The organism is Kitasatospora griseola, assembly GCF_044999035.1.
GTDB lineage: Bacteria > Actinomycetota > Actinomycetes > Streptomycetales > Streptomycetaceae > Kitasatospora > Kitasatospora griseola.
Window position 1 is genome coordinate 8,275,143 of the sequence record NZ_CP173360.1, and the last position, 24,487, is coordinate 8,299,629.

Annotated in this window: 24 protein-coding genes; 11 read left to right on the top strand and 13 right to left on the bottom strand. The window is 70.4% G+C overall.

Translation table 11 applies throughout. The annotated features are described in order from the left end of the window. Nucleotides 1–442: 442 nt before the first annotated feature. Nucleotides 443–1,858, top strand: a complete 1,416-nt coding sequence (locus ACI1MP_RS36900) for a hypothetical protein (RefSeq protein ID WP_404870701.1) — start codon at nt 443–445, stop codon at nt 1,856–1,858. 1,290 nt (nt 1,859–3,148) lie between these two features. Here ACI1MP_RS36900 and ACI1MP_RS36905 read toward each other — a convergent pair. Then, a complete protein-coding gene (locus ACI1MP_RS36905) occupies nt 3,149–3,556 on the bottom strand; it encodes a hypothetical protein (RefSeq protein ID WP_380337804.1) in 408 nt (135 codons plus the stop codon). A 1,196-nt stretch (nt 3,557–4,752) separates the two neighbouring features. On the opposite strand from ACI1MP_RS36905, the gene ACI1MP_RS36910 reads away from it, so the two are divergent. After that, nucleotides 4,753–5,592, top strand: coding sequence for an IS5 family transposase (locus ACI1MP_RS36910; protein WP_404870702.1), 840 nt, complete (start codon nt 4,753–4,755; stop codon nt 5,590–5,592). A gap of 115 nt (nt 5,593–5,707) precedes the next feature. Here the strand turns inward: ACI1MP_RS36910 and ACI1MP_RS36915 are convergent, their stop codons facing one another. The 4 genes from ACI1MP_RS36915 to ACI1MP_RS36930 form a co-directional block, all read right to left on the bottom strand. After that, entirely contained in the window at nt 5,708–5,998 is a 291-nt protein-coding gene (locus ACI1MP_RS36915; protein WP_404870703.1) for a hypothetical protein, read from the bottom strand. Continuing rightward, nucleotides 5,973–7,988 (bottom strand): hypothetical protein, encoded by a 2,016-nt coding sequence (locus ACI1MP_RS36920; protein ID WP_404870704.1) that lies wholly within the window; start codon nt 7,986–7,988, stop codon nt 5,973–5,975. Before ACI1MP_RS36920 ends, ACI1MP_RS36915 begins: the two co-directional genes overlap by 26 nt. Nucleotides 7,989–8,124: 136 nt before the next feature. Then, on the bottom strand, nt 8,125–9,174 hold the full coding sequence (locus ACI1MP_RS36925) for a hypothetical protein (RefSeq protein WP_404870705.1): 1,050 nt from the start codon (nt 9,172–9,174) through the stop codon (nt 8,125–8,127). Further along, on the bottom strand, nt 9,171–10,697 hold the full coding sequence (locus tag ACI1MP_RS36930; RefSeq protein ID WP_404870706.1) for an ISL3 family transposase: 1,527 nt from the start codon (nt 10,695–10,697) through the stop codon (nt 9,171–9,173). The genes ACI1MP_RS36925 and ACI1MP_RS36930 overlap by 4 nt, the downstream gene beginning before the upstream one ends. Before the next feature lie 102 nt (nt 10,698–10,799). On the opposite strand from ACI1MP_RS36930, the gene ACI1MP_RS36935 reads away from it, so the two are divergent. Next, a complete protein-coding gene (locus ACI1MP_RS36935; RefSeq protein ID WP_404870707.1) occupies nt 10,800–11,876 on the top strand; it encodes an amidohydrolase family protein in 1,077 nt (358 codons plus the stop codon). 108 nt (nt 11,877–11,984) lie between these two features. Here ACI1MP_RS36935 and ACI1MP_RS36940 read toward each other — a convergent pair whose 3' ends face one another. Beyond that, nucleotides 11,985–12,275 (bottom strand): hypothetical protein, encoded by a 291-nt coding sequence (locus ACI1MP_RS36940; protein WP_404870708.1) that lies wholly within the window; start codon nt 12,273–12,275, stop codon nt 11,985–11,987. Between the two features lie 118 nt (nt 12,276–12,393). Here ACI1MP_RS36940 and ACI1MP_RS36945 point away from each other — a divergent pair, with 118 nt between their 5' ends. Beyond that, on the top strand, nt 12,394–13,035 hold the full coding sequence (locus ACI1MP_RS36945; protein WP_404870709.1) for a helix-turn-helix domain-containing protein: 642 nt from the start codon (nt 12,394–12,396) through the stop codon (nt 13,033–13,035). Nucleotides 13,036–13,136: 101 nt separating this feature from the next. Here ACI1MP_RS36945 and ACI1MP_RS36950 read toward each other — a convergent pair whose 3' ends face one another. The 4 genes from ACI1MP_RS36950 to ACI1MP_RS36965 form a co-directional block, all read right to left on the bottom strand. Next, complete coding sequence (locus ACI1MP_RS36950; protein WP_404870710.1) at nt 13,137–14,312, bottom strand: NADH:flavin oxidoreductase; 1,176 nt, start codon at nt 14,310–14,312, stop codon at nt 13,137–13,139. Nucleotides 14,313–14,360: 48 nt separating this feature from the next. Next, complete coding sequence (locus ACI1MP_RS36955; RefSeq protein WP_404870711.1) at nt 14,361–15,188, bottom strand: SDR family oxidoreductase; 828 nt, start codon at nt 15,186–15,188, stop codon at nt 14,361–14,363. Nucleotides 15,189–15,389: 201 nt separating this feature from the next. After that, nucleotides 15,390–15,818 carry a hypothetical protein gene (locus tag ACI1MP_RS36960; RefSeq protein ID WP_404870712.1) on the bottom strand — a complete coding sequence of 143 codons (429 nt, stop codon included), beginning with the start codon at nt 15,816–15,818 and terminating at the stop codon, nt 15,390–15,392. A 23-nt stretch (nt 15,819–15,841) separates the two neighbouring features. Beyond that, on the bottom strand, nt 15,842–16,288 hold the full coding sequence (locus ACI1MP_RS36965; RefSeq protein WP_404870713.1) for a hypothetical protein: 447 nt from the start codon (nt 16,286–16,288) through the stop codon (nt 15,842–15,844). A gap of 263 nt (nt 16,289–16,551) precedes the next feature. Between ACI1MP_RS36965 and ACI1MP_RS36970 the strand changes: the two genes are divergently transcribed. Beyond that, a complete protein-coding gene (locus ACI1MP_RS36970) occupies nt 16,552–17,187 on the top strand; it encodes a hypothetical protein (protein WP_404870714.1) in 636 nt (211 codons plus the stop codon). A gap of 83 nt (nt 17,188–17,270) precedes the next feature. Here the strand turns inward: ACI1MP_RS36970 and ACI1MP_RS36975 are convergent, their stop codons facing one another. After that, a complete protein-coding gene (locus tag ACI1MP_RS36975) occupies nt 17,271–18,677 on the bottom strand; it encodes a pyridoxal phosphate-dependent decarboxylase family protein (RefSeq protein ID WP_404870715.1) in 1,407 nt (468 codons plus the stop codon). Between the two features lie 50 nt (nt 18,678–18,727). Between ACI1MP_RS36975 and ACI1MP_RS36980 the strand changes: the two genes are divergently transcribed. Beyond that, on the top strand, nt 18,728–19,600 hold the full coding sequence (locus ACI1MP_RS36980) for a hypothetical protein (RefSeq protein WP_404870716.1): 873 nt from the start codon (nt 18,728–18,730) through the stop codon (nt 19,598–19,600). An 80-nt stretch (nt 19,601–19,680) separates the two neighbouring features. On the opposite strand, the gene ACI1MP_RS36985 is transcribed toward ACI1MP_RS36980, so the two are convergent. Next, on the bottom strand, nt 19,681–20,040 hold the full coding sequence (locus ACI1MP_RS36985) for a hypothetical protein (RefSeq protein ID WP_404870717.1): 360 nt from the start codon (nt 20,038–20,040) through the stop codon (nt 19,681–19,683). Between the two features lie 720 nt (nt 20,041–20,760). Here ACI1MP_RS36985 and ACI1MP_RS36990 point away from each other — a divergent pair. The 3 genes from ACI1MP_RS36990 to ACI1MP_RS37000 all read left to right on the top strand — a co-directional run bounded on the left by ACI1MP_RS36990 (nt 20,761) and on the right by ACI1MP_RS37000 (nt 22,143). Then, nucleotides 20,761–21,141, top strand: coding sequence for a hypothetical protein (locus ACI1MP_RS36990; RefSeq protein ID WP_404870718.1), 381 nt, complete (start codon nt 20,761–20,763; stop codon nt 21,139–21,141). Nucleotides 21,142–21,494: 353 nt separating this feature from the next. Continuing rightward, nucleotides 21,495–21,947 carry a hypothetical protein gene (locus ACI1MP_RS36995; protein WP_043907124.1) on the top strand — a complete coding sequence of 151 codons (453 nt, stop codon included), beginning with the start codon at nt 21,495–21,497 and terminating at the stop codon, nt 21,945–21,947. 7 nt (nt 21,948–21,954) lie between these two features. Further along, a complete protein-coding gene (locus tag ACI1MP_RS37000; protein ID WP_404870719.1) occupies nt 21,955–22,143 on the top strand; it encodes a hypothetical protein in 189 nt (62 codons plus the stop codon). A 452-nt stretch (nt 22,144–22,595) separates the two neighbouring features. Here the strand turns inward: ACI1MP_RS37000 and ACI1MP_RS37005 are convergent, their stop codons facing one another. Further along, nucleotides 22,596–22,937 (bottom strand): hypothetical protein, encoded by a 342-nt coding sequence (locus ACI1MP_RS37005; protein ID WP_404870720.1) that lies wholly within the window; start codon nt 22,935–22,937, stop codon nt 22,596–22,598. On the opposite strand from ACI1MP_RS37005, the gene ACI1MP_RS37010 reads away from it, so the two are divergent. Both ACI1MP_RS37010 and ACI1MP_RS37015 read left to right on the top strand, forming a co-directional pair. Further along, complete coding sequence (locus tag ACI1MP_RS37010) at nt 22,925–23,392, top strand: hypothetical protein (RefSeq protein ID WP_404870721.1); 468 nt, start codon at nt 22,925–22,927, stop codon at nt 23,390–23,392. The two genes, ACI1MP_RS37005 and ACI1MP_RS37010, sit on opposite strands and share 13 nt — an antisense overlap. After that, entirely contained in the window at nt 23,392–23,922 is a 531-nt protein-coding gene (locus tag ACI1MP_RS37015) for a hypothetical protein (protein WP_404870722.1), read from the top strand. The genes ACI1MP_RS37010 and ACI1MP_RS37015 overlap by 1 nt, the downstream gene beginning before the upstream one ends. Nucleotides 23,923–24,487 lie beyond the last annotated feature (565 nt).

Sequence of the window (24,487 nt, forward strand, 5' to 3'; positions counted from 1 at the left end):
CGCGGGTGCGCACAGCGGTGCCTGCGACGGCGACCTCGCCGGCGTCGAGCAGCGCCCGGCGCAGCAGGCGTATGGGCGATGTCGGCTCGCGTGGGGTGGTGCGACATACGAGGCTTCTCATCACAACCTCGCTGCCTCGAAGTGATCGGATCGGGGTGTCTGCTGGGGTTTGTCATGAGTTGCCGTCAAGTGTCGTGTCGCACTTCCGGGTTGTCGCGTGAGAGTGCGGGGCGCTTTGTTGTGAGGAGAGGTGAACCCGCGAATGAGTGCTCGTACGCGTGGACAGGGCGATCTGCCGTGGTACCGGGTCAGCCGTCAGTGGCCCGTGGCCGTGTTCAACAGGGCCACGGCCGGTGGGACGATCCCGGTCGGTGCCGGCGGTCCGTCCGACCCGGTCGGCTCGGGCGGACGGCGCGGAGAGCGCGCTGCGGGGGCGGTGTCGATGGGGGGCGCCCTGCTGTCCGGCATGGCGCTGTTGGCGGCCGCGGCTCCACCGGTGGCCGCCGCGCCGGCGGAGGCCGTGCCGGTGCGAGCACAGGAGGCCGATCCGTCGCAGACCTTCACCTTCACCGGCGCTTCGCAGACCCTGACGGTTCCGGCGGCGGCGGTGGTGACGATCACCGCGGACGGCGCGGGCGGCGCCGACAACACCGGCACCCCCTGTTCCGTCACGGGGACCGGTGGGACAGGGGCGCGAGTGGTGACCACCCTGCCGCAAACCACCACCCCGACGACCTTCACCGTCAACGTCGGCGGCACCGGCGGCAAGGGCTGCAACGGTACCGGGACGGGAGGTGCCGGCGGGTTCAACGGCGGCGCCCCGGGAGGGGGTTTCCCGCTCACCGGTTTCAAGTTCGAAGGTCCGGGCGGGGGCGGGGCCTCCAGCGTCAGCACGGGCGGCTCCCTGCTGGTGGTCGCCGGTGGCGGCGGCGCCTCCGGCGGCACCGGAGCGGGCTCCACCGGAGGCAACGGAGGCAACGGCGGGACGACGCCGGATGCCACCGGCGGTACCGCGGGAAGTGCCACCGGCCCCGGGGCCTCACCCGGGCAGGGCGGGGGCGGCGGCAGCACCAGCACCAGCACCGGGGGCACCGGCGGGGCCGCCGGCACCGCTCCACCCTGTGCCGCGCTGTCGGGCGGACCGGGAAGCGGGTTCCTGGGCGCCACGGTCGGCACCGCCGGCACCGGCGGCACCTTCGACGGCGGCTGCGCCGCCTCTGTCATCGGTACTGGCGGTGGCGGCGGGGGCGGGTACTTCGCCGGCGGGGGCGGCGGCAGCGGCGGCGTCAACAACAGAGGCACCTCGGCGGGTGGGGGCGGTGGCGGTGGAGGCAGCAGCTTCGCCACCCCCACGGGTACCGGCACGAGCTACACGCCGTCGACGATCGGGACGGCGAACCACAACGGCCAGGTGACCATCTCCTACGTCGTCCCGTCCTTGACCATCACCAAGACCCACACCGGGCACTTCACCCAGGGACGGGACGGCCTCTACACCATCACCGTCGGCAACGCCGCCGGGGCCGCCCCGACCGACGGCACCACAGTCACCATGCAGGACACCCTCCCCGCAGGGCTCAAGGCCGACAGCATCAGCGGCACGGGCTGGACCTGCGACCAGAGCACACTCACCTGCACCCGCAGCGACGCCCTCCCCGCCGGGAGCAGCTACCCGCCCATCACGCTGCAGGTCGATGTCTCCTGCAGCGCCGACGACGACGTCACCAACGTCGCGGTCGTCACCGGAGGCGGCGACACCACCCCCCACACCGCCACCGACCCCACCAGGATCAAGCACCACCGGCACGACGAACACGACAAGTACGACATGCGCTGCGACCGCCACGAGCACTGGTAGACCAACCGACCCAGGAGCCCGCGTCATCCTCGACAACCACCGGAACAGCGCCCCGGACGGGCTCACCGCCCTATTCAACGAGGACCACGAACCAGGTGCGGCGCCCACCAGTGCCGCACCGCTTCACACCCGCATGCTCCCACCCAGGTCACACCGCCGCCCCACCAACAGCCCCACAGAACACTGCCGGCCGACCCCGCACGCCGCGAGGTCGGCCAGCAGCATCCGACGGAGCGACAGGCCGTCCACACCCACCCGACGCCGCGCCCGGCGAGCTGCACGAGCCGACCTGACGTCACTTTCGGCTCTCGGGCCTCCTGGTTGTCGAGCCAGGCGCCCAGCGCATTCCCAGCCCGGTGAGGCGTTCTGTCCTGTGTCAGTGAAGTTCGGCCGGTCTCAGCGGAGTTCGACGGGGCCGATTTCGTCTCATCGAACTTCGACCGTCGTCGGGTCAGGAGTCTTGTCGGGGCCGGGACTTAGGGTGCCGGGCTGTGGACGCCGAAGATCTCGGAAGGCCGGGATCGCTTGTCAGGGGCCACGCCCGGTGCCCGGCGCCACGCAACCCCAACCGCCTGCCGTCGGACTCTGACCAGGGCAGCTCATCCGACCCGGAGGACCTCGCTGCGCAGTGCGCGCGAGCAGTGCCGGGGCGCCCTGGTCGTCGGTGTTGGTAGCGGCATCGGCGCCGCTATCGGTGGACGTGTGGATTGCCGGCGGGACGGGGCGGGCGACCGGCTTCGCATCGGCGGGGCCGTCGCCTGCGAGAGCGGCTCGGCTGTGCGGGGCGCCGGTCGGGCGAAGACCGTGCGGGTCGGCGGGTCGCTGCCGATCCCGGCGACCGGCCGGCCTGTCCCGTCGCAGTCCGCGGTGGCGTCGATGCCGGATACGGTGATCAGGACGCGGTGGGGCGCGTGCTGCCGGCCGGCGGCGGGCGCTCGCCGGCGCCGCCCGCCACGATTCCCAGGACGTCGCCATCGCCCTCGACGGCGGCCTCCAACCAGTGCCCGCAGGTGCTCGTCGCCGGTCTGCTCGACGTCCACTGCCGCAGAGCAGAACAACGCCCGGAAAACGCGCCGGGGTCTGCCGGGCAGAAGGGGCGGTCGATCGGGCTTCCTGGACCGGATCGTGGCGGACCGGCCCTGGCCCGCCCCCTGGGGTCGCAGGCGCTCAGGCCGGCTCGCGGACCGGCCGGGCGATTCTGAGCCACCCCGCGGCGGTCGGGCTCGGCGGTGAGGACCGACCGGTCGAAGACCGGGGCGTCGGCGGTCGGCTGTTGGCGGGGCCGGAGGGTCAGCAGACGACCATGACAGTGAACGGGCGGTCGTCATCGACGGTCTGGCTCCCACTCGAAGACGGCGTCGCCGTGCGGACGAAGATGTGCATGGCATCCGTCCAAGTGACCATGATGGACGCGCTGCCGGGCCCCGGATCGGAGGAGCCGTTCGAATTGACTGTGCCGATCAGGCCGCATGCGTTGACGTCGTTCTCCGTCGTCAGGAGGTAGCGGCCGATGCCGGAATGTTCGACTTCCGTGACGCCGCTCGCCCGGAGGAGATTCCCGTCGCCATCGACCTTGGCGTACGTCGTGACGACCGGCAGTGCCTGCTCCTTCTTCGCCGGCTCAGCCGACGCCACCCAGCCCCCGGCCACGAGGGCGACGGGCAACGCCCCCAGTGCAACTTTCCTGAACGCGTTCATCTTGGCTCTCCTCGAAGCGGGTTCGGCAATGCGACACGAGGAGATGTCACCGACCCGAGCCCGGATGAAAAGGCCGCCGGCCGTTGACCACTCCAACGGGTCTTGAGTTCCAGCCTCCGAACCGTTCGGTAGGACCCCCGAGCAGTCAGGCGTACGGTCTGCCGCCCGACCTGCTCGCCCGGGAACGGGGCTGCCACTGGCCCGGGACGCCGGGACGCCGGGACGCCGGGACGCCGGAACGCCGGGATGACTGGCCCGAAGCCTCGCCGTTTTCGAACGCGCTGGTCAAAGCAGGGCCGGCGCGACAGTCCTCCGCGGCGCCGGACGGTGTCCGGGCGGAACTCCGGGCGCTCATCGAGCGGCCGCGGCCGGCGTGCCGGGATCGTGCCGAACGACCGCGCCCGGGAAGGCGGCGTCGCGGCCGGTCCGGCGGTCAGCCGCAGTCGGGGCCCGGTCGGCCGTGACCTCCCGGTCGACCACGACCGCGCCCGCCTCGTCGCCGAAGCCGCTCGCACTCCGACCGTGACCCGCTTCCCGCGTGAGGCGGAGCCGCATGCCCGCCCGCCCCCGAACTCCGGCACTCTCGCCCCGCCGCGCCCCTTCCCGTCCTGTCATGTCCGGTCGCGCGGACCTGCGCCGATCGAAACCGCGCGGCTCACCCCTCGGTCGGGAGCAGACCCGGCCGCCGCCCGGCCGGCGTCATCCGGACCGCGGTCGCGTTCACCGCCTCGCACAGGCGGCGGCCGACTCACATCCTTCGGCGCGGGCCGCCCCCACTCCATCAGCATCGGCTCGACGAGCTGCCACTGACCGCCCCTCAGGCCCCAGGGACACCTGCGTCGTTCCGTCCCGGTCGAGGAACAGCGCGGACACGGCCCGGCCGACACGAGGTCGTGGAACCGAGTCCGTACTGTCACGACCACAGCCGGACAGCCGGGGCAATCTCCTGTCGAACGCCCTCTTACTGGGCGTTTCACCCGTAGTTGGGATGGTGCATCCCGATTTTCGGGGAGCTCGGGCTGCTGGTGTTCGGTGACGCTTGGGGTCCTGGTGGCAGGAGTGCCACTGTTGCACCTATGTCCGCCGGAACTGCGCGGTTCCTCCTGTCTCGTCCCAAGAAGTCGAGCGCACTGGCTTTTGTCCCTGGGATGCCGCGAGTCCTGGGAAGTGCGTCGATTCCGCAGTATGCCGTTGTCATGACGGATCGTCGACCGTATCCGAGCGACCTGTCCGACGCCCGCTGGGCCCTGGTCGAGCCCACCCTCACCGCCTGGCGCCGGGCACGCACCGAGCGCGCCCTCGCGTTCGGCCGGCCTCCCGAGCACGAACTGCGCGACCTGCTGGACGCGATCCTCTACGTCGACCGCACCGGCATCCCCTGGCGCTACCTCCCCCACGACTACCCGCCCTGGGAAACGGCCTACGCCTACTTCGCCCGATGGCAGAAGGAAGGCGTGTTCGAGCATCTCAACGGTCTGCTGCGGCGTCTGGTCCGCACCGCCGAGGGCCGCGATCCGGAGCCGACGGCGTGCATCGTCGACTCGCAGAGCGTGAAGACCTCCACGAACGTCCCCGCCTTCTCGCAGGGCGTCGACGCCGGCAAGAAGATCGTGGGCAGGAAACGCAACATCGTCACCGACACGATCGGCCTGCTGCTGATGGTCCTGGTCACCGCCGCGAGCGTGCAGGACGGCACCGCCGGCAAGCAGTTGCTGACCGCGGTCGCCACCGAGCACCCTGCCGTCCGCAAGGCCTGGACGGGCATGGGCTACAAGAACGCCGTCGTCGAACACGGCGCCACCCTCGGCATCGACGTCGAGATCGTCCGCCGCGACCCCTCCACCAAAGGATTCGTCGTCCAGCCCCGTCGCTGGGTCGTCGAACGCACCTTCGGTTGGCTGATGAACCACCGCCGTCTCGCCCGCGACTACGAAGCCCTCCCCGCCCGTTCAGAAGCCATGGTCCACGTCGCGATGATCAGCCTCATGACCCGCCGACTCACCGGCGAAAACACCCCCACCTGGCGCGGAACCTGACCATCGGAATCCGGGGTGAAACGCCCAGTTACTGCGTCACTCGAGCCGCGGCCCTCGCCAGGCGTGTCGTAGCCTGACCCGCACGCGGGCCACGGCGCACCGCCGGCCTGTGGTTCTACCAGCCGTTCATCGCCCGGACGTCTCCGGAGAGGGCGTAGCGGCGGCAGGCGAGGATCTCCTCGGTGGTGATGCCGATGTCGTTCGCGAGACGGGCGAGGCCTGCGTCCTCGGCCTGGCGGTCGCCGATGTAGGCCGGTACTACCTCGAGGGCGAGCGCACCGATGCCGAGCTGGGCGGCGCGCTGCTGGGTGGCCAGGTCGTGGCCGGCGTCCACTTGGCGGCGCCAGGCCTCGGCGGTGATGCCGTTCGGGACGGGGCGCTCATGTCTGATTGGGTGTTTTGGCATGTCTGGCCTGGTAAAGGGTCATGGGGGTGATGAGGGACTCAACGGAGTCGTCGATGTGGATATGCCCCATGAAGTAGAGGACCACGGTCAGACCCCAGAGGGCGCCCAGGGACAGCATGAGGGAGAACTGAGAGACTCGCTTGATGCGCATCGCCAAGGTCGTCGTGTCTCTGGCCAGGAGCAGGGAAGCAGCCACGGTCACAGGGATCAGGAGGGCGACGACATCTCCCCCGTTCATCGGGTGATCGCAGTCGTAGGTGGCAATGCCGAAGTACACGATCAGGGAGAGTGCGGCGAGAGTGGCAGCGACCACGCCGCGGGTTGTCCATCGGCGTAGGAATGGCTGGCGTAGACGGCACTCGATCCAGATTCTTCCGTCTCGCTTCTGCCTCGAATCGTAGCGGGCGTACTGCTCGTCGGTCTTGTGTTCGGCGTCGGGGGTTTGGAGACGATCCTCTTCCCGTTCAGCGACAGCGATGGTGGCGCTGGGTTTGAATTCGACGCTGCTGTCCGAGATAGATATGTGGACGTGATTCGTGGCGGCGTCGTGGAAGGTGAGGTAGGTAACGGCTGTGGGGCGCAGCCATCTGCGGTTCCACGGGGGTGCGGTCGGGTCTCCGGCTTTGCCGAATGAAATTTCGCGCCGCTCTTTGATGTCGATCACGAAGGGTTCATTGATCGGGACCCTGCAGCTTGCCATGATTTCCCATCGTGTCCCGCAACCAAAGTAGTAACGCAGCGCTTGTTCGATTTCTGGCTCTCGCTTTCTGCTATGTGCCGTCCGGATGAAATCTTCGAGCTTTCTCATCGTACTGAGTGCCCTGTCTTGGTCGAGTTGATAGTCCCGCATGAAGTTGGGAATGACCAGTAGGGGATGCTCGGCGGAGCTGGTGCGATCACTGCGGACGTATTCCTTGGCGCAAGATCCGATCGACTTCGAAAGATTCCTGAGCTTGAGGAAGGCGTTTCCGTCGACTTGCTGTCGGGGACCGCGTAGTTTCTCCTGAAGGTAGTAGTCGTCTAGCGGGTCAGAAATTCGCTTGAGAAGCGTATGGCGATATCTGTGATGCTTGAGAGTCTCTTTCAGAGTTGCTGGATTGAAGAGGAAGATCGCGGCGAGGAGATCTTCGAGGTCGTCGTCGATCAGATTCGACGGGCATAGGTCTCGTAAGTATTTCGCCTGGATGCGGCTAACTTCCCCGCGAGGGAGGCGGTGCGCGGCTTCCCCCGCCGCTTCGATGGTGAAGTTGACAGACGTTACCTTCGGCATATCAATGATGGGTAGAATCAGCCGCGCTTTACCGTCATCGCCGAGAGGGGCAGGGAATCCGTTCAGTTGCTTTAGTGGCCGCACCAGGACCTCGCGCTCCCGTTCGGACCATAACGCGCTGGAGAGGGAGATACGGACCACCGATCTGGAGCGCCAGGCTGGCTGGTTCTTGAGTAGCCAGAAGGTGAGCGGCTGGAAGTCCTTGACGTCGCTCCAGACCGGATGCCACTCGACGCTCGGCCTGTCCGGAGGCTGCGGGGGTAGTGCCCACATAAGATCCCCCATCCTCGTCTGCTTGGGCAGTGGAGCTGTGTTCGACCCTGCGCCCTTCGTTCGTGCACCGCATCTCGGCGCGCCTGCGCACTCATCTGCTGGCGACGCCTCAACAATCCACCCTCGTGATCGTGTTACGAGTTCGTAGCGCGCCGTCAGGGTGCCGTACTTGCCGAACTCGCGGCCTTCGGGGTTCCGGCCGAAGTCGGTGAGGTCAAGCATCCGGGTCTCGTTGCGGCGCACGCCGTACGCGCAGGCGGGCACCGCACCTGTTGCACTCGCAGCAGGCTGCTGGAGGCTGCGGTCGACCTGTACGTCGACCGGCGGGTCCTTGCCGCGGTGCTCGCCGAAGAGCGCCGCCAGTGTGAGCGGCTGGCCCGTTTCGTCAGCCGCTGGTAGCCGAACCGGCGAAGTTGGGTTGATATACCCCAGTTTGTGACCGAGCACGCTAGTTTGCGAACGGCTGGGCAGTAGCGGTTGGTCCGGGCAGCGACAGAGCAAGCTGGTTTGCGAGTCTGGAGCACAGTAGTTTGCGAGCGTGGGCTTGGTTTCGTCACTGTTTGTGATGCATGGGGTGTCGTCGTTATCTGGGGTTGAGTTCGTCGGCCATCGCCGTCCACCAGCGCAGCAGCACGCCGCGGACCAGGTGGGCGAAGATTGCCAGGGTCATCGGTAGGTCGGCCGCCAGCCACGTCGTGTCCCCGGATCCGTGCAGGCCCTTCGCGAAGTGCTCGGCCGGCAGGCCGTCGTCGGCAACGGGCGGCGGGATGAGCAGCGGCCAGGGGAAGGCGACGCCACCGTGCAGGCGGGAGGATCGGTGCCCATACACGGTGTTGAGGGCCTTACTCATCTTCGTCCAGGACCAAGGCAGTTGAGCGCCCGGATCGGCCGTGCGCCCGGGCGGGGGCTCGGGGAGGAATGCCTTGGTAAAGGCGAGGAAGCGGCTGGTAGCGCCGATGAGGTGGCCGAACTCCGTGGTTGCCGCCTCGACGAGCAGCTGCTCGCCGCCGGAGGCGAGCAGGGCCTCTGAGGAACGGGGGAACTTCGCCTTCACGAGCAGGGCGTAGTCCACTGTTGCGGCCTGGTGGGCGGCCGCGGCGACCTCGACCGCGCTGACGAGCATCAACCAGGCCAGCTCTGGCTCGCCTTCGGCCATCCACAGGGCGTCGGCGTACTGCCGGGCGGCCCGAACCAGGTCGACGGTCTGCTGCGGTTCCAGGCGGGGCAGCGACTCCAGGTATCCGCGTACCGGCGCGAAGTCGGCTTGGGCGTCAGCCAGCCCTGGGAGGACCGGCGATGCCCAGGGTGAGGCAGGTGCGTTCGGCGCGATCCGCCCGGCCACCTTGTAGGTGTTGATGCACCCGTCGGGGAGGCGGCGACGAATTATCGGGTCATCGCCGCGCAGCCTGATTCCGAGGATCAGCGACAGCAGCGCCGTGATCTCCTGGTGGATCGACAGGCCGGTCCAGGCCTTGCTGTCCGAGACTGAAGATTCCCCTACCGGGTCGCGGAACCAGCTGGCCAACTCCAGCACCGGGCGAAGCTGGCCAGCCTCGTGGCCGGTGGGTGTTGCGAGTGCGGTGATGATGGCGCTCTTTGAATTTGGCTCTGACCGGAGTTCCGTGAAGCTCATGGTCGGGTGAGGATCCGGGTCCGGAGGAGTCGGAAGGAGGCCCGGCCGTACATGGCTCTTTTGAGTGTTTTGACCCGGTTCACGTTGCCTTCGACCTTGCCGGAACTCCATTCGAGGGTGAGGCCGGCGGTGACGGCGGCGAGGTCCTGGCGGAGGAAGCCGGCGAACGAGCGCACCGGCGCGGGGGCGTCCTGCTCGGCCTGGTCGATCCAGTCCGGCAGGAGGGCGCCGAAGCGGTTGGTCATCAGGTCGTGGAAGCATCGGGCCAGGTCGTAGGCCCTGGCGATGTCCGGGCAGGCGATCCTGACGTCCAGCAGCCTGTCCTGCTCGCGCTCGGTGAGGGTGCCGGTCGGCCGCATGATCCAGGAGGTGATCCGGCGCGGGCTGGGGATGTCGGCGCGGACGGGTTCGGCGGTGCCCTCGCGCAGGGAGGCGACGTAGCGGCGCACGGCCAGGACGCTGCCGCGGTAGCCGCGTTCGGTGATCTCGCGGAACAGTTGCTGGGCGGTGGTGCACCCGGCGGTGAACCGGCTGTTCAGGTAGGGCTTGAACGGGTCGAGCAGCCCCTGCTTGCTCGCACCGAACTCCCTTGCTGAGACGAGGAGTTCGTCCAGCGGGGTGGTCTTGAAGCGGCGGACGGTCTTGCGGTCGAGCCCCAGGTGGCGGGCGATCGCGCTGATCGTCCACTTCTGGTCCAGCAGGCGGTGGACGTCCGCGTGGCGGTCGCGGGTGCGCTCGACGATCGGGGTGCGGGGCAGTTGCAGGACCGGCAGGTCGATCGCCGGTGGCTCCGGAGGCGCCTCCTGTTCGGCGTGTTTGCGCAGGCAGGAGCGGTGCTGGTGGCAGGTCTTCTCGACCGCGGCGGACAGGTTCTGCAGCAGGTGCCACCTGTCGGCGACCTCGACCGCGCCGGGCGCGGCCTCTTTGATCGCCCGGCTGTAGGCGCTGGCGCGGTCGCGGCAGAAGATCTCGGCGCCGGGGTGCTCGCGCAGCCAAGCGGCGAAGGTCTCCGAGGTCCGGTCGGGCAGGACGTCGACGACGCGGCCCGTCTCGACGTCGACCAGCAGGGTGCCGTAGGTGCGGCCCCGGCGGAAGGCGAACTCGTCGACGCCGAGCACCCGCGGCGCCCGCTCCGGCACTTCGGGGGCCGACAGCAGTCCGAGCAGCCGGGTGCGGCCGGCCGCGACGCTGAGCTTGCGACACAGCCGCTCGCCGGCGCGGCCTCCGAGTTCAACGGCGACGGCCCGCAGCCACTCCTTCAGTCCGGTGCTGGAGCGCAGGTGACGCTCGCTCAGTCCCCGGACCTGCTCGACGAACGTTCTCCGCCTGCACCGGAGGCGGTCGCAGAAGTACCTGCGCACGCGCAGCCGTATCAGCAACTTCCTTCCTGCCAGAGGGCGTTCGGCCACCGTGCGCCAGTACGTGGAGTGGACCCGCCGCCCCCGGATCCCGCAGTCCGGGCAGCGGACGGCCGGACCGCACGCGGCGACCTCGACCAGCACCAGGTCCAATCCGGCGGTCACCCGCTCCAGTTCAACATCGACTCCGGGGAACAGCACGTCTTCGATCGAATCGAGAGCCACGTGAAGGTCATCCCGCAGCGAAACGATCCTGCATTCACGCCGATGACCTGGTCTTTCACGGAACTCCGGTCAGAGCTAAATTCAAAGAGCGCCATCACGGGCTACTACACCGCGCTCGCCGCGGCCGAGCGGATGCTCATGCGCGGCTTCACCACCGTCCGGGACATGGCCGGCGACGTCGCCTCGCTGCGGCAGGTCCTGGACGCGGGGACGTTCCCCGGCCCGCGCATCTACCCCAGCCAGGCCGCGATCTCGCAGACCTCCGGGCACGGCGACTTCTCCGACGTCTACGAGAACGCGAGCACCTTCTCCTGCGGCGTGCACGCCCGCGCCGAGCAGATCGGGTTCCTGCGCGTCGCCGACGGCCGCGACCAGGTGCTCGCGGCCGCACGCGAGCAGCTGAAGAAGGGTGCCTCCCAGATCAAGGTCATGGCGGGCGGCGGGGTCGCCTCCGCCTACGACCCGCTGGACGTGCTGCAGTACACGCCGGACGAACTCAAGGCCGCGGTCGAGGCCGCCACGGACTGGGGCACCTACGTGGCCGCGCACGTCTACAACGACGAAGGCGTCCGCCGCGCGATCGCCGCCGGGATCAAGTCGATCGAGCACGGCCACCTGGTCGCCGGCGCCGAGACCGTCAAGCTGATGGCCGACAGCGGGGTGTGGCTGAGCACCCAGCCCTTCCTCGAAAACGACCACGAGTACCCCAACCCGGAGAGCACCGAGAAGAACAAGCAGGTCTGCGAGGGCGTCGCGAACTCCTTCACGTGGGCGCGGGAGCAGGGCGCGAACATCGCCTTCGGCACCGACCTGATGCTCGAACCGGAGAAGGCCGGACTGCAGAACGAGATGCTCACCCGGCTGTCCACCCACTTCGACTTCAAGCCCGTCGAAGCGCTGAGGATCGCCACCTCCGGCAACGCCGAACTCTTCCGGCTCGCCGGCGAGCGCGACCCCTACAAGGCGGCCCCCCTCGGCCGGATCACCGAGGGCGCCTGGGCCGACGTCCTCCTCGTCGAAGGCGACCCCACCCAGGACCTCACCGTGCTCGGCAACCCGGACAAGAACCTCGCCGTGATCATCAAGGACGGCCGCATCTACAAGAACACCCTCGGGTGACGACCTGGGGCCGGGAGCGCCGCATCGACGGCAGCTGGTCCGACGGGTTCAAGGTCGACCTCCCGCGCAACGGCTGACAACTGCCCGCCGGCCGGCCCGTCCCACTACTTACGGGGATGGGCTGGGCCGGCCGGTGGCCGAGGCAGCCAGGCCGGCAGCTGGCTGGGCGGCGTACCGGTCGGCGCTGCGGCGTCCGGTGAGCGCGGCGTTGGCCTTCAGCAGTGCGGGTACCAGCCCGTAGACGGCGGCGGGGACGAGGATCGCCGTCAGGACCAGGGTCCGCAGGTAGACGGGCAGCGGCGCGAGCACCGGCCCGAGCAGGACCGACAGCAGGGTGATGCCGGGGTAGATCGCCAACCAGGTGATGAGGGCCCGGCGGTGCACGGAAGGGGGGTTCACGACTGCTCCTCGGAGACCAGGGGAGCCCAGGTGGGCTTCCGGGTGCCTGTGCCTGCGACGATGCAGCCGACCGGGCCCGGCGGGCAAAGTCCTTTGCTCTTCTGTCAAAGTGGGAATCATGGACGGCAGCGCCGATCGCCCCCTGGACACCGTGGGGCCCCGGCTGCGTGAACTGCGTCGACGGCGAGGCACGACACTGACCGCCGTCGCCGAGGCGACGGGGATCTCTCCCAGCACCCTCTCCCGACTGGAGTCCGGCAAGCGGCGCCCCACCCTGGAGATGCTGCTGTCCCTGGCCCAGGCGTTCGATGTCGCTCTGGACGACCTCGTCGGAGCCCCGCCCACGGGCGACCCACGGGTCCACCTGCGCCCGCAGGCCGTCGAGGGGATGACCGTCGTCCCGCTCACCCGCCGCCGGCCGGGCGGAGGCATCCAGGTCTTCAAGATGCTCATCGCCCCTGCCTCGCGCGCCCCTGCGCCGCGCACCCACGAGGGCTTCGAGTGGCTGTACGTCATCGAGGGCCGGCTGCGTCTGGTCCTGGGCGACCGTGACTTCGTCCTGGCGCCCGGCGAGGCGGCCGAGTTCGACACCCGCACCCCTCACTGGTTCGGCACGGCCGACGGCCGGGCCGTGGAAGCCCTCTCCATGTTCGGCGGCCAAGGCGAACGCGCTCATCTGCGGACCAGCCATGACAACGGGCCGCCCCGCGGTGCGGAGCCGCATCGGGCACGACCTCCGGGAGACCGGCCGGCCGGTTGACCGGCGTCCCGGTCGACGCGGTGACCTCGGCGTCGGATCAAGCGAGGCAGCAGACGGCCGCGCGTCTGCCGGGGGCTGGGCGCGCGGCCGTCGGCATCGCGTCAGGACGCGGGGACCAGGACGCAGTGGGTGCCGCTGAAGATGGTCGGCATGCACTTGTTGCAGTGGATGCACAGCGACGGGGTGTCGCGGTCGGCCTGCATGCGCGTCAGCAGGTCGGGTTCGCGCAGCAGTGCGCGGGCCATCGCGACGAATTCGAAGCCTTCGTCCATCGCCCGGTCCATGGTGTCCCGGGTGCTGATGCCGCCGAGCAGGATCAGCGGCAGGTCGAGCGCCGCCCGGAACTGGCGGGCGCTGTCCAGGAGATAGGCCTCCTCGTAGGGGTAGCTGTGCAGGAAGTGCTTGCCGGCCAGTTGGATGCCGAGGCGCATCGGCTGCGGCATCGCCGCGGCGAACTCGCGCAGCGGGGCGTCGCCGCGGAACAGGTACATCGGGTTGAGCAGCGAACTGCCTGCGGTCAGTTCGAGCGCGTCGACGGTGCCGTCGGCCTCCAGCCAGGACGCCACTTGCAGGCTCTCGTCGAGCCAGAAGCCGCCCGGGACGCCGTCGTCCATGTTGAACTTCGCGGTCACCGCGATCCGGTCGCCGACCGCGTCGCGGACCGCCCGGCAGACGTTCCGGGCGACCTTGGCGCGGTTGGCGAGCGGGCCGCCGAAGCCGTCCTTGCGCTTGTTGATCCGCGGGCTGAGGAACGAGCTCGCGAAGTAGTTGTGGCCGAGGTGGATCTCCACTGCATCGAAGCCGGACTCGATCGCGTACTTCGCGGCGTCCGCGTGCGCGGTGGTGATCCGTGCGATGTCCGCGGCCGACGCGGCTCGGGTCAGGCCCCGGGCCTGCGGGTTGACCGACAGGCTCGGGGCCAGCGCGGGCCGCCGGTTGGACCGGCTGTTGGCGACCGGGCCGGCGTGCCCGATCTGCGCGCTGACGGCCGCGCCCTCGGCGTGCACCGCGTCGGTGAGCCGTCGCAGGCCGGGCAGCGCCTCGGGGCGCATCCAGATCTGGTCCCGCTCGGTGCGGCCTTCGGGGGCGACCGCGCAGTACGCGACGGTGGTCATTCCGACGCCGCCGGCGGCGTGGGATCGGTGAAAGGCGATCAGTTCGTCGCTCACCAGGGCGTTCTTGGTCATTCCTTCGAAGGTGGCGGCCTTGATCACCCGGTTGCGCAGGGTCAGCGGGCCGAGCTTCGCGGGGGCGAACACCTCGGGGGTGGTGGACATGCGGGCTCCGGTTCGGGAGGGCGGTGGGGGAAGTCCGGATGGGGCCGGTCAGAGCGTCAGGGCCGTCGGCTGGCCGTCGGGGCGCATTGCCGCGTCCGTGCCGCCGTCGACGTACAGCGTCGCGCCGGTGGTGAACCGGGCCTCCGGGCGCAGGAACTGGTGCACCCAGAACGCGATGTCCTCCGGGGCGCCGAAGACGCCCAGCGGCATCGGGGTCGGGAACTTGTCCGCGTCCAGGTCGTCGGCGGTGCCGGTGGAGCCCAGCATCAGCGGCGTCACCACCGCGCCCGGTGCGATCACGTTCAGCAGCACGCCCTCGCGCGCCCACTCCGGTCGCACCGCGGTCCGCCGCACCCATCGGGCCAGCGCGAACTTCGACGTCGCGTACGCCGAGATGCTCGGCGAGGTCGCCGCCAGTTCGGCCGGCACGCCCTGCTGTGCGATCCGGGCGTGCTCGCGCGCCGTCTCCTCGTCGCCCGCCAGTAGCAGGTCGACGAGCGTCGGGTCGATCATCGGTACGGTGCTGGACGAGTTGGAGCCGATCACCACCGCTCGCGGTGCCCGGGCCCGCGCCAGCACCGGCCGCAGGCCCTCCAGCAGGGCCGTCGGGCCGAAGTAGTTGATCGAGGCGACCGCCCCCGCGTCCTTCATCGCCGGCCCCACGCCCGCGACCGCGGCGACGCCGTCCAGCGTTCCGCAGCTGGCCGCGGTGATCTCGGCCACGGCCGCCGCCCGGCCTTCCGCCGTGCCGAGATCGGCCAGGACGTCCGCGTCGCGCAGGTCGACGCCGATGACGGTGTGCCCCGCCTCTCGGATCACGGCGGCGCTGGCGGCGCCCATGCCGGAGGCGGAACCGGTGACTGCGTAGATACCCATGGCGCGGGCCTTTCGAGGTGGTGCGGATCGGACCGGGCGATGGCGGTCGAAGTGCCTCGCCCAATCGACTTTCAATCAATGATTGGACAGTAGCTCAACTGAGCCGGAACGCCCAGCGCCTGCCGCCGCACCTCACGAACGGTCCCGGCTTCGCCGCGCCAACGCCGGTTCCGTTGCGGCGCGGACAGTTGCCGTGGCGTGTCAGCCGCCCTCGGCGAAGCCGTTCTCCGCGGCGTACTTGTCCTGGAAGGTGCGGTCGGGGTCGTACTTGCCCTGGAGGTCCTGCCAGGTGCCGGGGCGGTTGTGCGTCAGGTGGGTGATGACCGTGGTGGCGCCCTTGGCCTGTTCTGCGGCGCAGTCGCGGCACGGTCCGTCCAGGGCTTCCGGGATGCCTTGCTTCAGGTCGGTGGCGGAGGGGCTGCAGGGGCCTTGGTCGAGGAGGCACTTGACGTGCGCGTCGGCATCGCGGTCGCCGGGTTCGGTCGAGAGCGCGTCGTAGCGGGCGTTGCCGCTCGCGGCGGCGGCCCGGTGGGGTGAGGGGGGAGGGTCCTGGTGGGGCGCGAAGGCGGTCACGGTCGCGAGGACGGGGCCGGCGAGGGCCGTGACGAGGAGGGCGCTCTTCAGTGGCATGGGGGCTCCGTTCCGGGGCGGTGTCAGGTGCGGGTGACGGTGAACTCGGCCGGCCCGTCCTGGGTGGCGACCATGCCGGTGATGGAGGTGACCCGGGTTCCGCTCGCGCAGATCAGGTTGGTGCTGACGCCCTCCCCGGAGTAGGAGCTGAAGAAGATCTGCCCCCGCCCTGTCGTGTCGGTCCGCACCTCGAAGTCGGCGGTGGTCTGACGGCTCTGTCCGGCCGTCACGATCTCCACGCTGAGCATGTTGTCGTTCACCTTGACCGGGGCGACGGTCATGGCCCTGGAGACCCCGTCCAGCACGGCCGAGCCGACGAACGGCGTGTCCAGGACCAGTGCTCCGACGTAGTCGGTGTAGAGACCCCCGCAGCTGTAGGTGACGGCGGACGCCGGCGCGGAGGCGGTGGTGGTGGCGAGCGCGAGCGCGGCGGCCGCGCAGCACGCGGCGCCCGTCAAGACACGGTGCATGGCGGGTTCCTTCCTCGGGTTTTCGCGCCGGTGGCGCGGATCCGATGTCCATCGAAGGCCGATCCTCGCCGAGGCGCAGGGCTGTGAGGGCCGAATGGCGGAGGGGCGGAACGGGCGCGGTGACGGTGCCGGCCGGTCGGGCGCGCGGCGGTGTCGCCGTTGCGGTGGGCACCGCCGCGATGCGGTGAAGGGCGCAACCGGGAACCGAGACCTAAAGTGACGCTCAGTCACTGAAAGTGACAATCAGACGATAGGAGAAGCACATGAACGGATCAGTTCGTATCGCGGGGATTCCGCTCGGGCTGGCCTCGCTGGTCGCCGCCTGCACCGGAATCTCCGCCGTCGCGCCGGCCGCCGCGGCGGACCTCACGAGGACGGAGGTCGTCTGCACGGCCCAGGCCGAGGAGAACTACAGCCCTGCCATCACCAGCGCCGTCCATGACAGCGCGATCACCGGAACCATTAAGCTCCTCAGCTGCACGGAGAGCCTCATCGACGTGGACACCGGGGCCACCATCTCCGCGACCTCGCACACCGGAACCCTCGCGGACCCCGTGGCCCTCGGCACGTTCGACAACGTGGTCCTCGCCAACGGCACGTGCACCAGCCTGCCGGTGTCGCCGCCGACCATCAGCGGCCAGGTCGACTTCACCTGGTACGACCCGACCGGCGGTACCGGCGTCCTGCAGATCAACAACCCGCTGACCAGCACCGTCAACGGCGACATCGTCTTCGCCGCTACCCACGACGACTTCACCGCCACCAGCACCCGGTACCCGGGGTACCACATCGTCGCCGCCGGACTGGGCGACCCCGTGCATCAGGGCTCCTGCGCTCCCGGCCAGAGCGGCGTCACCCAGGTCACCGGAGCCATCCAGTTCACCTTCACCTCGCCCTGATCCTTCCGCCGTTTCCGTGCGGGTCGCCCGGGCGACCCGCACGGAAACGACAGGTGCGGGCAGGCCTTCCCACCTTCGTGCCGTCAGCAAGCCCGGGCGTGCTGGCGGATGGCGGCCCACACCTGGTCGACCGTCGCTTCGGTCGCGTAGGGCGATCCGAACACGGCCCGCAGCAGGGGGCGCCCTTCCACCTCGGCGGGGGTGCACACCAGGCCGATATCGGCGGCGAGTCGGTCGGCCAGGGCGCGGGTCTGCTCGTCGGTGCCGTACCGGAAAGCCACCAGAGCCAACTCGTGCGACACCAGCTGGAATCCGGGTTCCCGGTCGATCGCGCGGGCCAGACGGTCGGCCAGGCCCACGTCGTGGCGGATGGCGGCCCGCAGGCCTTCGAGGCCGTAGGCGCGCATCACGTACCAGAGCTTCAACGCGCGCATCGGGCGTCCCAACGGGATCTGCCAGTCCCGGAAGTCCACCACGGCACCGGACTCCGTGGCGGGGTTGCGCAGGAAGGCCGGACGGATCGCCATCGCCTCGGTCAGCGACGCCCGGTCCGATGTCCACAGGACGTCGCAGGGAGTCCCGGTGCGCATCCACTTGTGCGCGTTGACGGCGTAGGAGTCGGCAGCCTCCAGACCGTCGTTGAGCGCACGGTACTCGGGGCACAAGGCGGCGGAGCCGGCGTAGGCGCCGTCGACGTGCAGCCACACGCCGTACCGGCGGCAGACGTCCGCGACGGCGGGCAGGGGATCGAACGCGCAGGTGGCCGTCGTCCCCGAGGTGGCGACGACCACGGTCGGAACGAGGCCCGCGCGGCGGTCCGCATCCAGGCGGGCCGCCAACGCGTGGGGGTCCATCGCGCCGGTGCCCGCCGTGGTGGCGATCTCCACCGGTTCGCCGAGCCCCGCGATGCGAACCGCCTTGGGGACACAGGAGTTGGCCTGGCCGGTGCAGTAGGCCCGGTAGCGGCCGTCCACACCGTCGGTGCGCCAGCCGCCCCCGGAAGCGCGGTGCAGTGCGGCCACGACCGCGACCAGGACCGCGGACGACGCCGAGTCCTGGATCACCCCGCCACCGGTGCCGCCGCTGTGCAGGAAGGACTCCGGCAGGCCCAGCGCCTTGGCCAGCCAGTCCACGACCACCTGCTCCAGCTCGGTGGCCGCCGGCGAGGTCGACCACATCATGCCCTGCACTCCCAGCCCCGCGGTGACCAGTTCGGCCAGCACCGAGGCGGGCGAGTTCGCCGTGGGGTAGTAGCCGAGGAACGCGGGGTGCTGCCAGTGCACCAGGCCCGGGACGACCACCGACCAGGTGTCGGCGAGGATCCGCTCCAGCGGCTCGCCCCGCTCCGGCGCCGAGGCGGGCAGCGCCCCCGCCGTGACGCCCGGAGCATGGGCGGGCTCCACCGGAAGGGCCAGCGACTCCAACGCCGCCCAGTGCGCGGTCAGCCGTGCCACGGCCTGGGCGGCCGCCGACTCGAAGTCTTCACTCACAAGGCCGACCGTAGGCGAAGAACAGCGGTTCCTCCTGTTGTGTCGGAGCCATGGAACAACCCGCCCTGTGCCTCGCACCGCCACACCTCCTGCCCCCCTCCCTCCAGGCCCTGCGCAGCGCCGAGCCCGGTGGTACGCCCTGCACCGGTGCACTGCACGAGCCACTGGCGGACAGTCAGGAGGCGAACTACGACGCCTTCTTCGGGATCGTCCGCTGCGGCGAGGCACCGGCCGCCCGTCTCCTCACCGCCCTGGAACGGACGCTGGCCACCCTGCTGCCGCTCACGGACGGGACAGCCGCAGGGCGCTTCGAGCGGGCCATGCGCAGTCTCGGCCGCCCCCTGCCCGCCCCCGCCGGGGACGCGCTCACGGCGGAGGCCGGCCCCCAGGCCCGGTGGATCCACGGACACCGCCTGTTCCTGACGCTCACACAGGCGGCCGTCGTCGGCCTGCAGCACGCCGCCGCCGCACCCGCACCGTGCGCGGCGGACGGCGTCGAAGTCGCCGCGGCCTTCCTGCGGGCGAGCTCCGCGGCACTGCGGCTGACCGCTTCGTTCACCCCCGACGACTACCGGAGGACCGTGCGCCCCTCGATGGCGCCGCCGCAATGCCCCGCGCCCGGTTTCAGCGGGCTCTGGTCGGCCGACCACCGAGCCCTGGTCGACCGGCTCCGCTGCTGGGGTGAGACACCCGCCGTGCCCGGGGACGGGCGGAGGCGCGCGGACCCGGCCCTGAAGGCGGCCCTCGACGAGGTCTACCGCTCGCACATCGGCGTGTGCGCCCGCTTCGTCGGCACCGCACCCTCGCTCCTGGGCGGCTCGGACGACTCGCTCGCGACCCTCGGCAGGCTCGCCCGCGCTCGGCGCAACCTCCTCGACGCTCCGGGGCGGCCCCCCGGAGGCGGGCGTCGACACCGGTGGTAGGGGCGGCCCCCGGGTCGGGCATTCCGCGGACGCGTTCGTGCCCACCCCGGAGCGGGGCGGGCACGGGCCGGGCGGGTTCGTCAGGCGATGCTGAAGTCGTTGGTGGCGCCGAACACTTCGGTGGTGTCCCGGTTGCAGCCGCTGCCGACCGGGTCGAACAGGGTGCTTCGGGTGACCGTCTTGCCGAGGCCGCTTCCGGCGGTGACGACGCCGTTGCTCTTCATCCGGGTGCGGATCAGGTTGCCGCGGGCCTCGTGGGTCGCGACCACCTGGCGGTACTCCACGGTGGTGGTGTCACCGGTGTCCCAGGTGTAGGTGACCGTCTCGGTGCTGAACCCCGGGAACGGGTCCTGGCAGGTGGAGTCCCAGATGACGGGGGCGTTCTGGTTGAGGGTGCTGCTCGCGCTGCCCGAGCAGCCGCGGTAGCTGATAGTGGGCAACGGCGCGGACACCGGCACAGCCCAGCGATCGAACAGGTGCGCCGACGACGGTGACCACGGCGGTCCGCCGGAACGTGAATGGACCGCCTGGCCGGACCGAGGCAGAAAAGCGGCCTTCCCACAGGGTGAAGTAAGGCCGAGGACCGCTTTCAGCGTCGACCTGCTGCTCGAACCGGGAAGGCCGGGCAGCCAGACGAGATGCTCGTCTGGCTGCCCACCAGACGTCAAGCGGCTTCCGCGGCCCGATGACGGTCAGCACCTTGTTGGGCCACCGCCGCGCTCCCAAGGTGCGGCATGGCCGGCGAAGCGCCCGGCGTATTCAGCCTCCAACCTGCTGCTTCGCTGGGACGGCGCGGTCGAGCCGCTGGCCGGCTTTGCAGCTGTGGACGCCGAACCGGACGACGTTCAGGGGATCGAGACCCCGGGCGGTGCGTCGGTGCTGCCGGAACGTCGAGGGCGCCGCACGGGCCGGGACGCCTCCCGGGAGGTCGATCGGGGTTCCGGCCATCGGCTGACGCTCGCACCTCCATCGGCGTGTCCTCGGAGCGCAGCGACCGATTCGATTCGGTGTGCGACCACGATGGGTCGGTGCCCGATATACGAGCTTTCTTCCGTCGTCCGCCTGTCGCCGTACCTGTCCTGGCACTCCTGAGTGCCTCGACGGTCGCCGCCGCCCCCTTCGCCGGCCGCGCGGTGCCACCGCCCGGGGTGGAGACCTCCGTGGTGACGGTGCGGACCGGCGGGGACCGGACGGCCGCGCAGGCGGTGGCCCCACTGGCCGGCGTACGGCTGGGCCTGTACGCGGACGAGGCGTCCGACGTCCCGGTGGATCCGGGTTGGGGCGTCTGCGTCGCCGACGCGGACGGGGACTGCTCCTTCGTCGTGCCGGACACCGCAGACGGCGGGGCCAACGCGGGCGCGCGCTTCTGGGTGCGGCAGCTCCCGGACGGCGTGCCCGCCGGGTGGTTCGCCAACCCGGTGCTGCGCACCGGGCCGGGCAGCGGCAGCGACTCGATCGCCTCTGTTTACACTTTCCGGACTCCGGCCCTGGCGGCCGGCCGGACGTACGCGTCGACCGAACCGGCCCCGACGGCTTCATGATCAGTGACGTCTACGGCACGAACTACACCGCCTCCGGCGGCGTGTGGCAGGACTCCCGGACCAACCCCGTCCCCACCGTCGGCTGCGGCCTGGACGTCGCCGTGGTGCTCGACCTGTCCGCCTCCGTCGGCAGCGCGCTCCCGCAGCCATCCAGCACCTCCGCCGAAGAGGCGACGTTGGGCATGCGATTTGCCCGGAAGCTCTTTGGGCTGAATTCGTTCCGAAGAATACAGAATGACTATTCAGCTACTTTTAGTAACGATTGTGCACTACCTGGTAGTAGGTGTGGCGCAGGTCACATGCAAGCTGGGACGGTCTTCACGGCCCAACCGCCTGACGCCACAGGAGAAACCATGTCCCTGCGCCTTGTCGCCACCGGTGCCGCCACCTCCACCTACTCCCCGGGCATCACCTCCACCGCCTCCAGCCAGACCGTCAATGTCACCGCGGCTTTCGTCGGCGCCGTGTGTGCGGACAACGCGCTGCTGTCGCTGCTCACCGACTCCATGTCGGGTTCCTTCACCACTTCGTGCGCCGGTCCCACCAGCAGCGTCTCGCTGACCGGCACCCTCACCTGGTCGGACCTGAGCACGTCCACCTATACGATCAGCAGCTTCACCCGTGAGACCGTCTCCGGCCACTCGGTCGCCCACTACTCCGGCACGGTCGACGCCGGGTGCGCGCACTACGCGGGCAAGCAGATCGATCTGCTGAAGATCCGCCTTGCCGCCCAGCTCACCGCCTGCTTCTCGGGCGGCAGCGTGACCTCCAGCACCGGCACCGACATCGTGCAGATCTCGGGCTGATCCCCGCATGTTGCCCGAGGACCTGCGCACCGTGGTCCTGGCCCGGTTGGACGCGCTGGAGGCCCGCGTGCGGAGCCTGGAAGTGATGCTCGCCGCAGTGGACAGCAAGGTCGACCGCAACCACCAGGAGCACCTCACCGCCGCGCACCGCTTCCGCACTGACCTGGACCGTGTCAGGGAGAGGACGGAGATCTGACATCACTGCAGCAAGGTCCGGATCTCGACGCTGTCGGGATTCCTGGGCCGGCCTCGCCCCGTCGAGCACGAGCTCGGCGGGGCGAGGCGCTGTCACGGGGCCGGGGCGGCCCGGGCCCGGAACGTCGTGGTGAGGGCGGCCGTAGATGACGGTGAGCGGATCGCGGCACCCGCGAGGGGCGCTGCGGGTCATCCCGGGTCCGGCTCGCCTCGGCGGCGCTTCAGGCGCCGGCCGGCTCTATGGGCAGGACCTTCAATATCCACGACCGGAACGCACATTGTCACCGAGGCGACCGGCCTGGTCTGCGGTGCTTTGGCGATCGAACCGCGCTGCCGCACCGCCGTGCCGAAGCCGGCCGCGTGGAGCGCGGGCGTGCGGGAGGTTCACGGGAGGCAAGGCAGGACTTACCGGTGCGGAGGTCATGGCGACGGGGCGGGGCACGAGGCCGGGATTCACGCGCGGTACATCTGGGTCGCAGAGGTGATCCGGCCCTGCTGGTCGAACTGCACGGTGAACTGGTTCGCGTAGCAGAAGTACGGGGCGGGCGCGGTGTGGGCGCTGCCCTTGCAGCCCTGGACGATCTTGACGAGGTGACGGAGGCCCTGCTCGGGCTTGGTCTGGTTGAGGACGTATGCGGTGGCGTCCGGGGCGAACTCGTACGTCTCGGTGCGGCCGGTGGCCTCGAAGTAGGGCTCCCCGGGGACGTTCGGACCGCAGACGCGGTGCACAAGCAGGTGGGTCAGGACGTGGTGCGTGCGGACGCTCTGACCCTGGCCGGTTTGTGCAGGAAACATCTACAAGGGCGGGATCGGCAAGTGGGCCGACTCCGCCCGCCACCTCGACGGCGACACCTGACTGGAGAAGACCGCCGGATCCTGGACCTACCGCCCGGAGATCCGCTTCCACATCATCGGCCGCCCGGATCGCCGCCCACCGCCGCCTGCGCCAGACCTTCCTCCTCGCCGGCCGGGCACCGTTCGCCGTCAACGTCGACTCCTACCTCTACACCACCGACCAGCCCACCCCGCTGGAACTCCTCCCGATCAAGGACGACGGCACCCCGGTACCGGGCGCGCTGCGCCTGGGCATCGCGCCCGGCTCGCACAGACACGAAGCGTCCATCCCGCTCCAGACCGCCGTCGAGGCGATGGAGCGCCGCGAGCACCCGTCCCGGCTCACCCGCTCCTACGCCATCGACGGCACCGAGAAGACCGACACCGTGAACGACGGGCAAGAAGGCGGGCGTTGATGACCAGCTCCACGCGCATGTTCGGGCGGGTCCGCGAGGCGCTGTTCCCCTCGCGGAAGGCACCGGTGCAGTCGACGACGCAGGCCGGGCACGTGCGCGAGCGGAAGTACGGCGGCAGCACCAAGGCGATGGCCGCCGCCTACGGCGTGTCCCCGCGCACTGCCCTGCGCTGGATCGACGGCACCCGCCGCCCCGCCCCGACCCACCTCGACAAACTGCGCCTGGACGCGGTCGAGGTGCATACCACCGGGCACGGCCGCGAGCGCAAGGCCAAGCAACTGGCCAGGCTCGGCGCGTACTCCGGGATCAGCGCCCGGGCGGGGCGGACCCGCAGCTTCGACATCCGCGGCTCGGACGCCGTCCGGGCCCGCGATGTCCACCTCAGCCTCACCGGCGACCAGGCCGCCGCCCTTGCTCGCGCCCAGGACGAGGACGAGATGCGCGAGATCATCGGCGAAGCCCTCGCCGACTACTTCAACGGCGGAGGCGGCTACGCCGGCTTCAGCGCCGACGACTTCGACCTGAACTGACCCGAGCACCGTCCGGGACCGGGGACGACGGACGCCCCGTCAACCCCGGGGCCGCCGCGAGGAAGTCGGACAGCGGGCCGGGACGGCGGACTGTCCCGGCCCGTTCGTCCAGGTGGCGGTGGTGCGGGCCAGACCGGTACCCGCCCGGGACGGGTGGGTACCGGTGCGAGCGGGGGCAGACTGGGGTCCATGACTGCCCGCCGCCGGCTCGGTGCTGGCTACCTCTGGAGCCGGACGCCGTCCACGCCGTCCCTGCCGCTTCCACCGGTCGGCGCCGACTCGGCCTCGGCCACCTCACCGCTCAGGACCCCTCCACCGACGACCGCCCCGGCCCGCCCCGCTGTGCAGGCCACTGACGGCCGATCAGCACCCGTCCAGCGCCTCGATGTGCGCCCAGGCTCCCCGGCAGGGCGTCAGTGGTGCCGCTGCGCCCCGGCCCCCCCGGGGCCCCCACTGTCCTCAGGGGCGCTGAGAAGCCGTCAGCGGTGTCGCTGACGGCTTCTCGCGTGTCCCGGCGCGCTTCGAAGCCGGGCTAGACGAGTAGTTCCGAAGTCGGTTGGGTTTG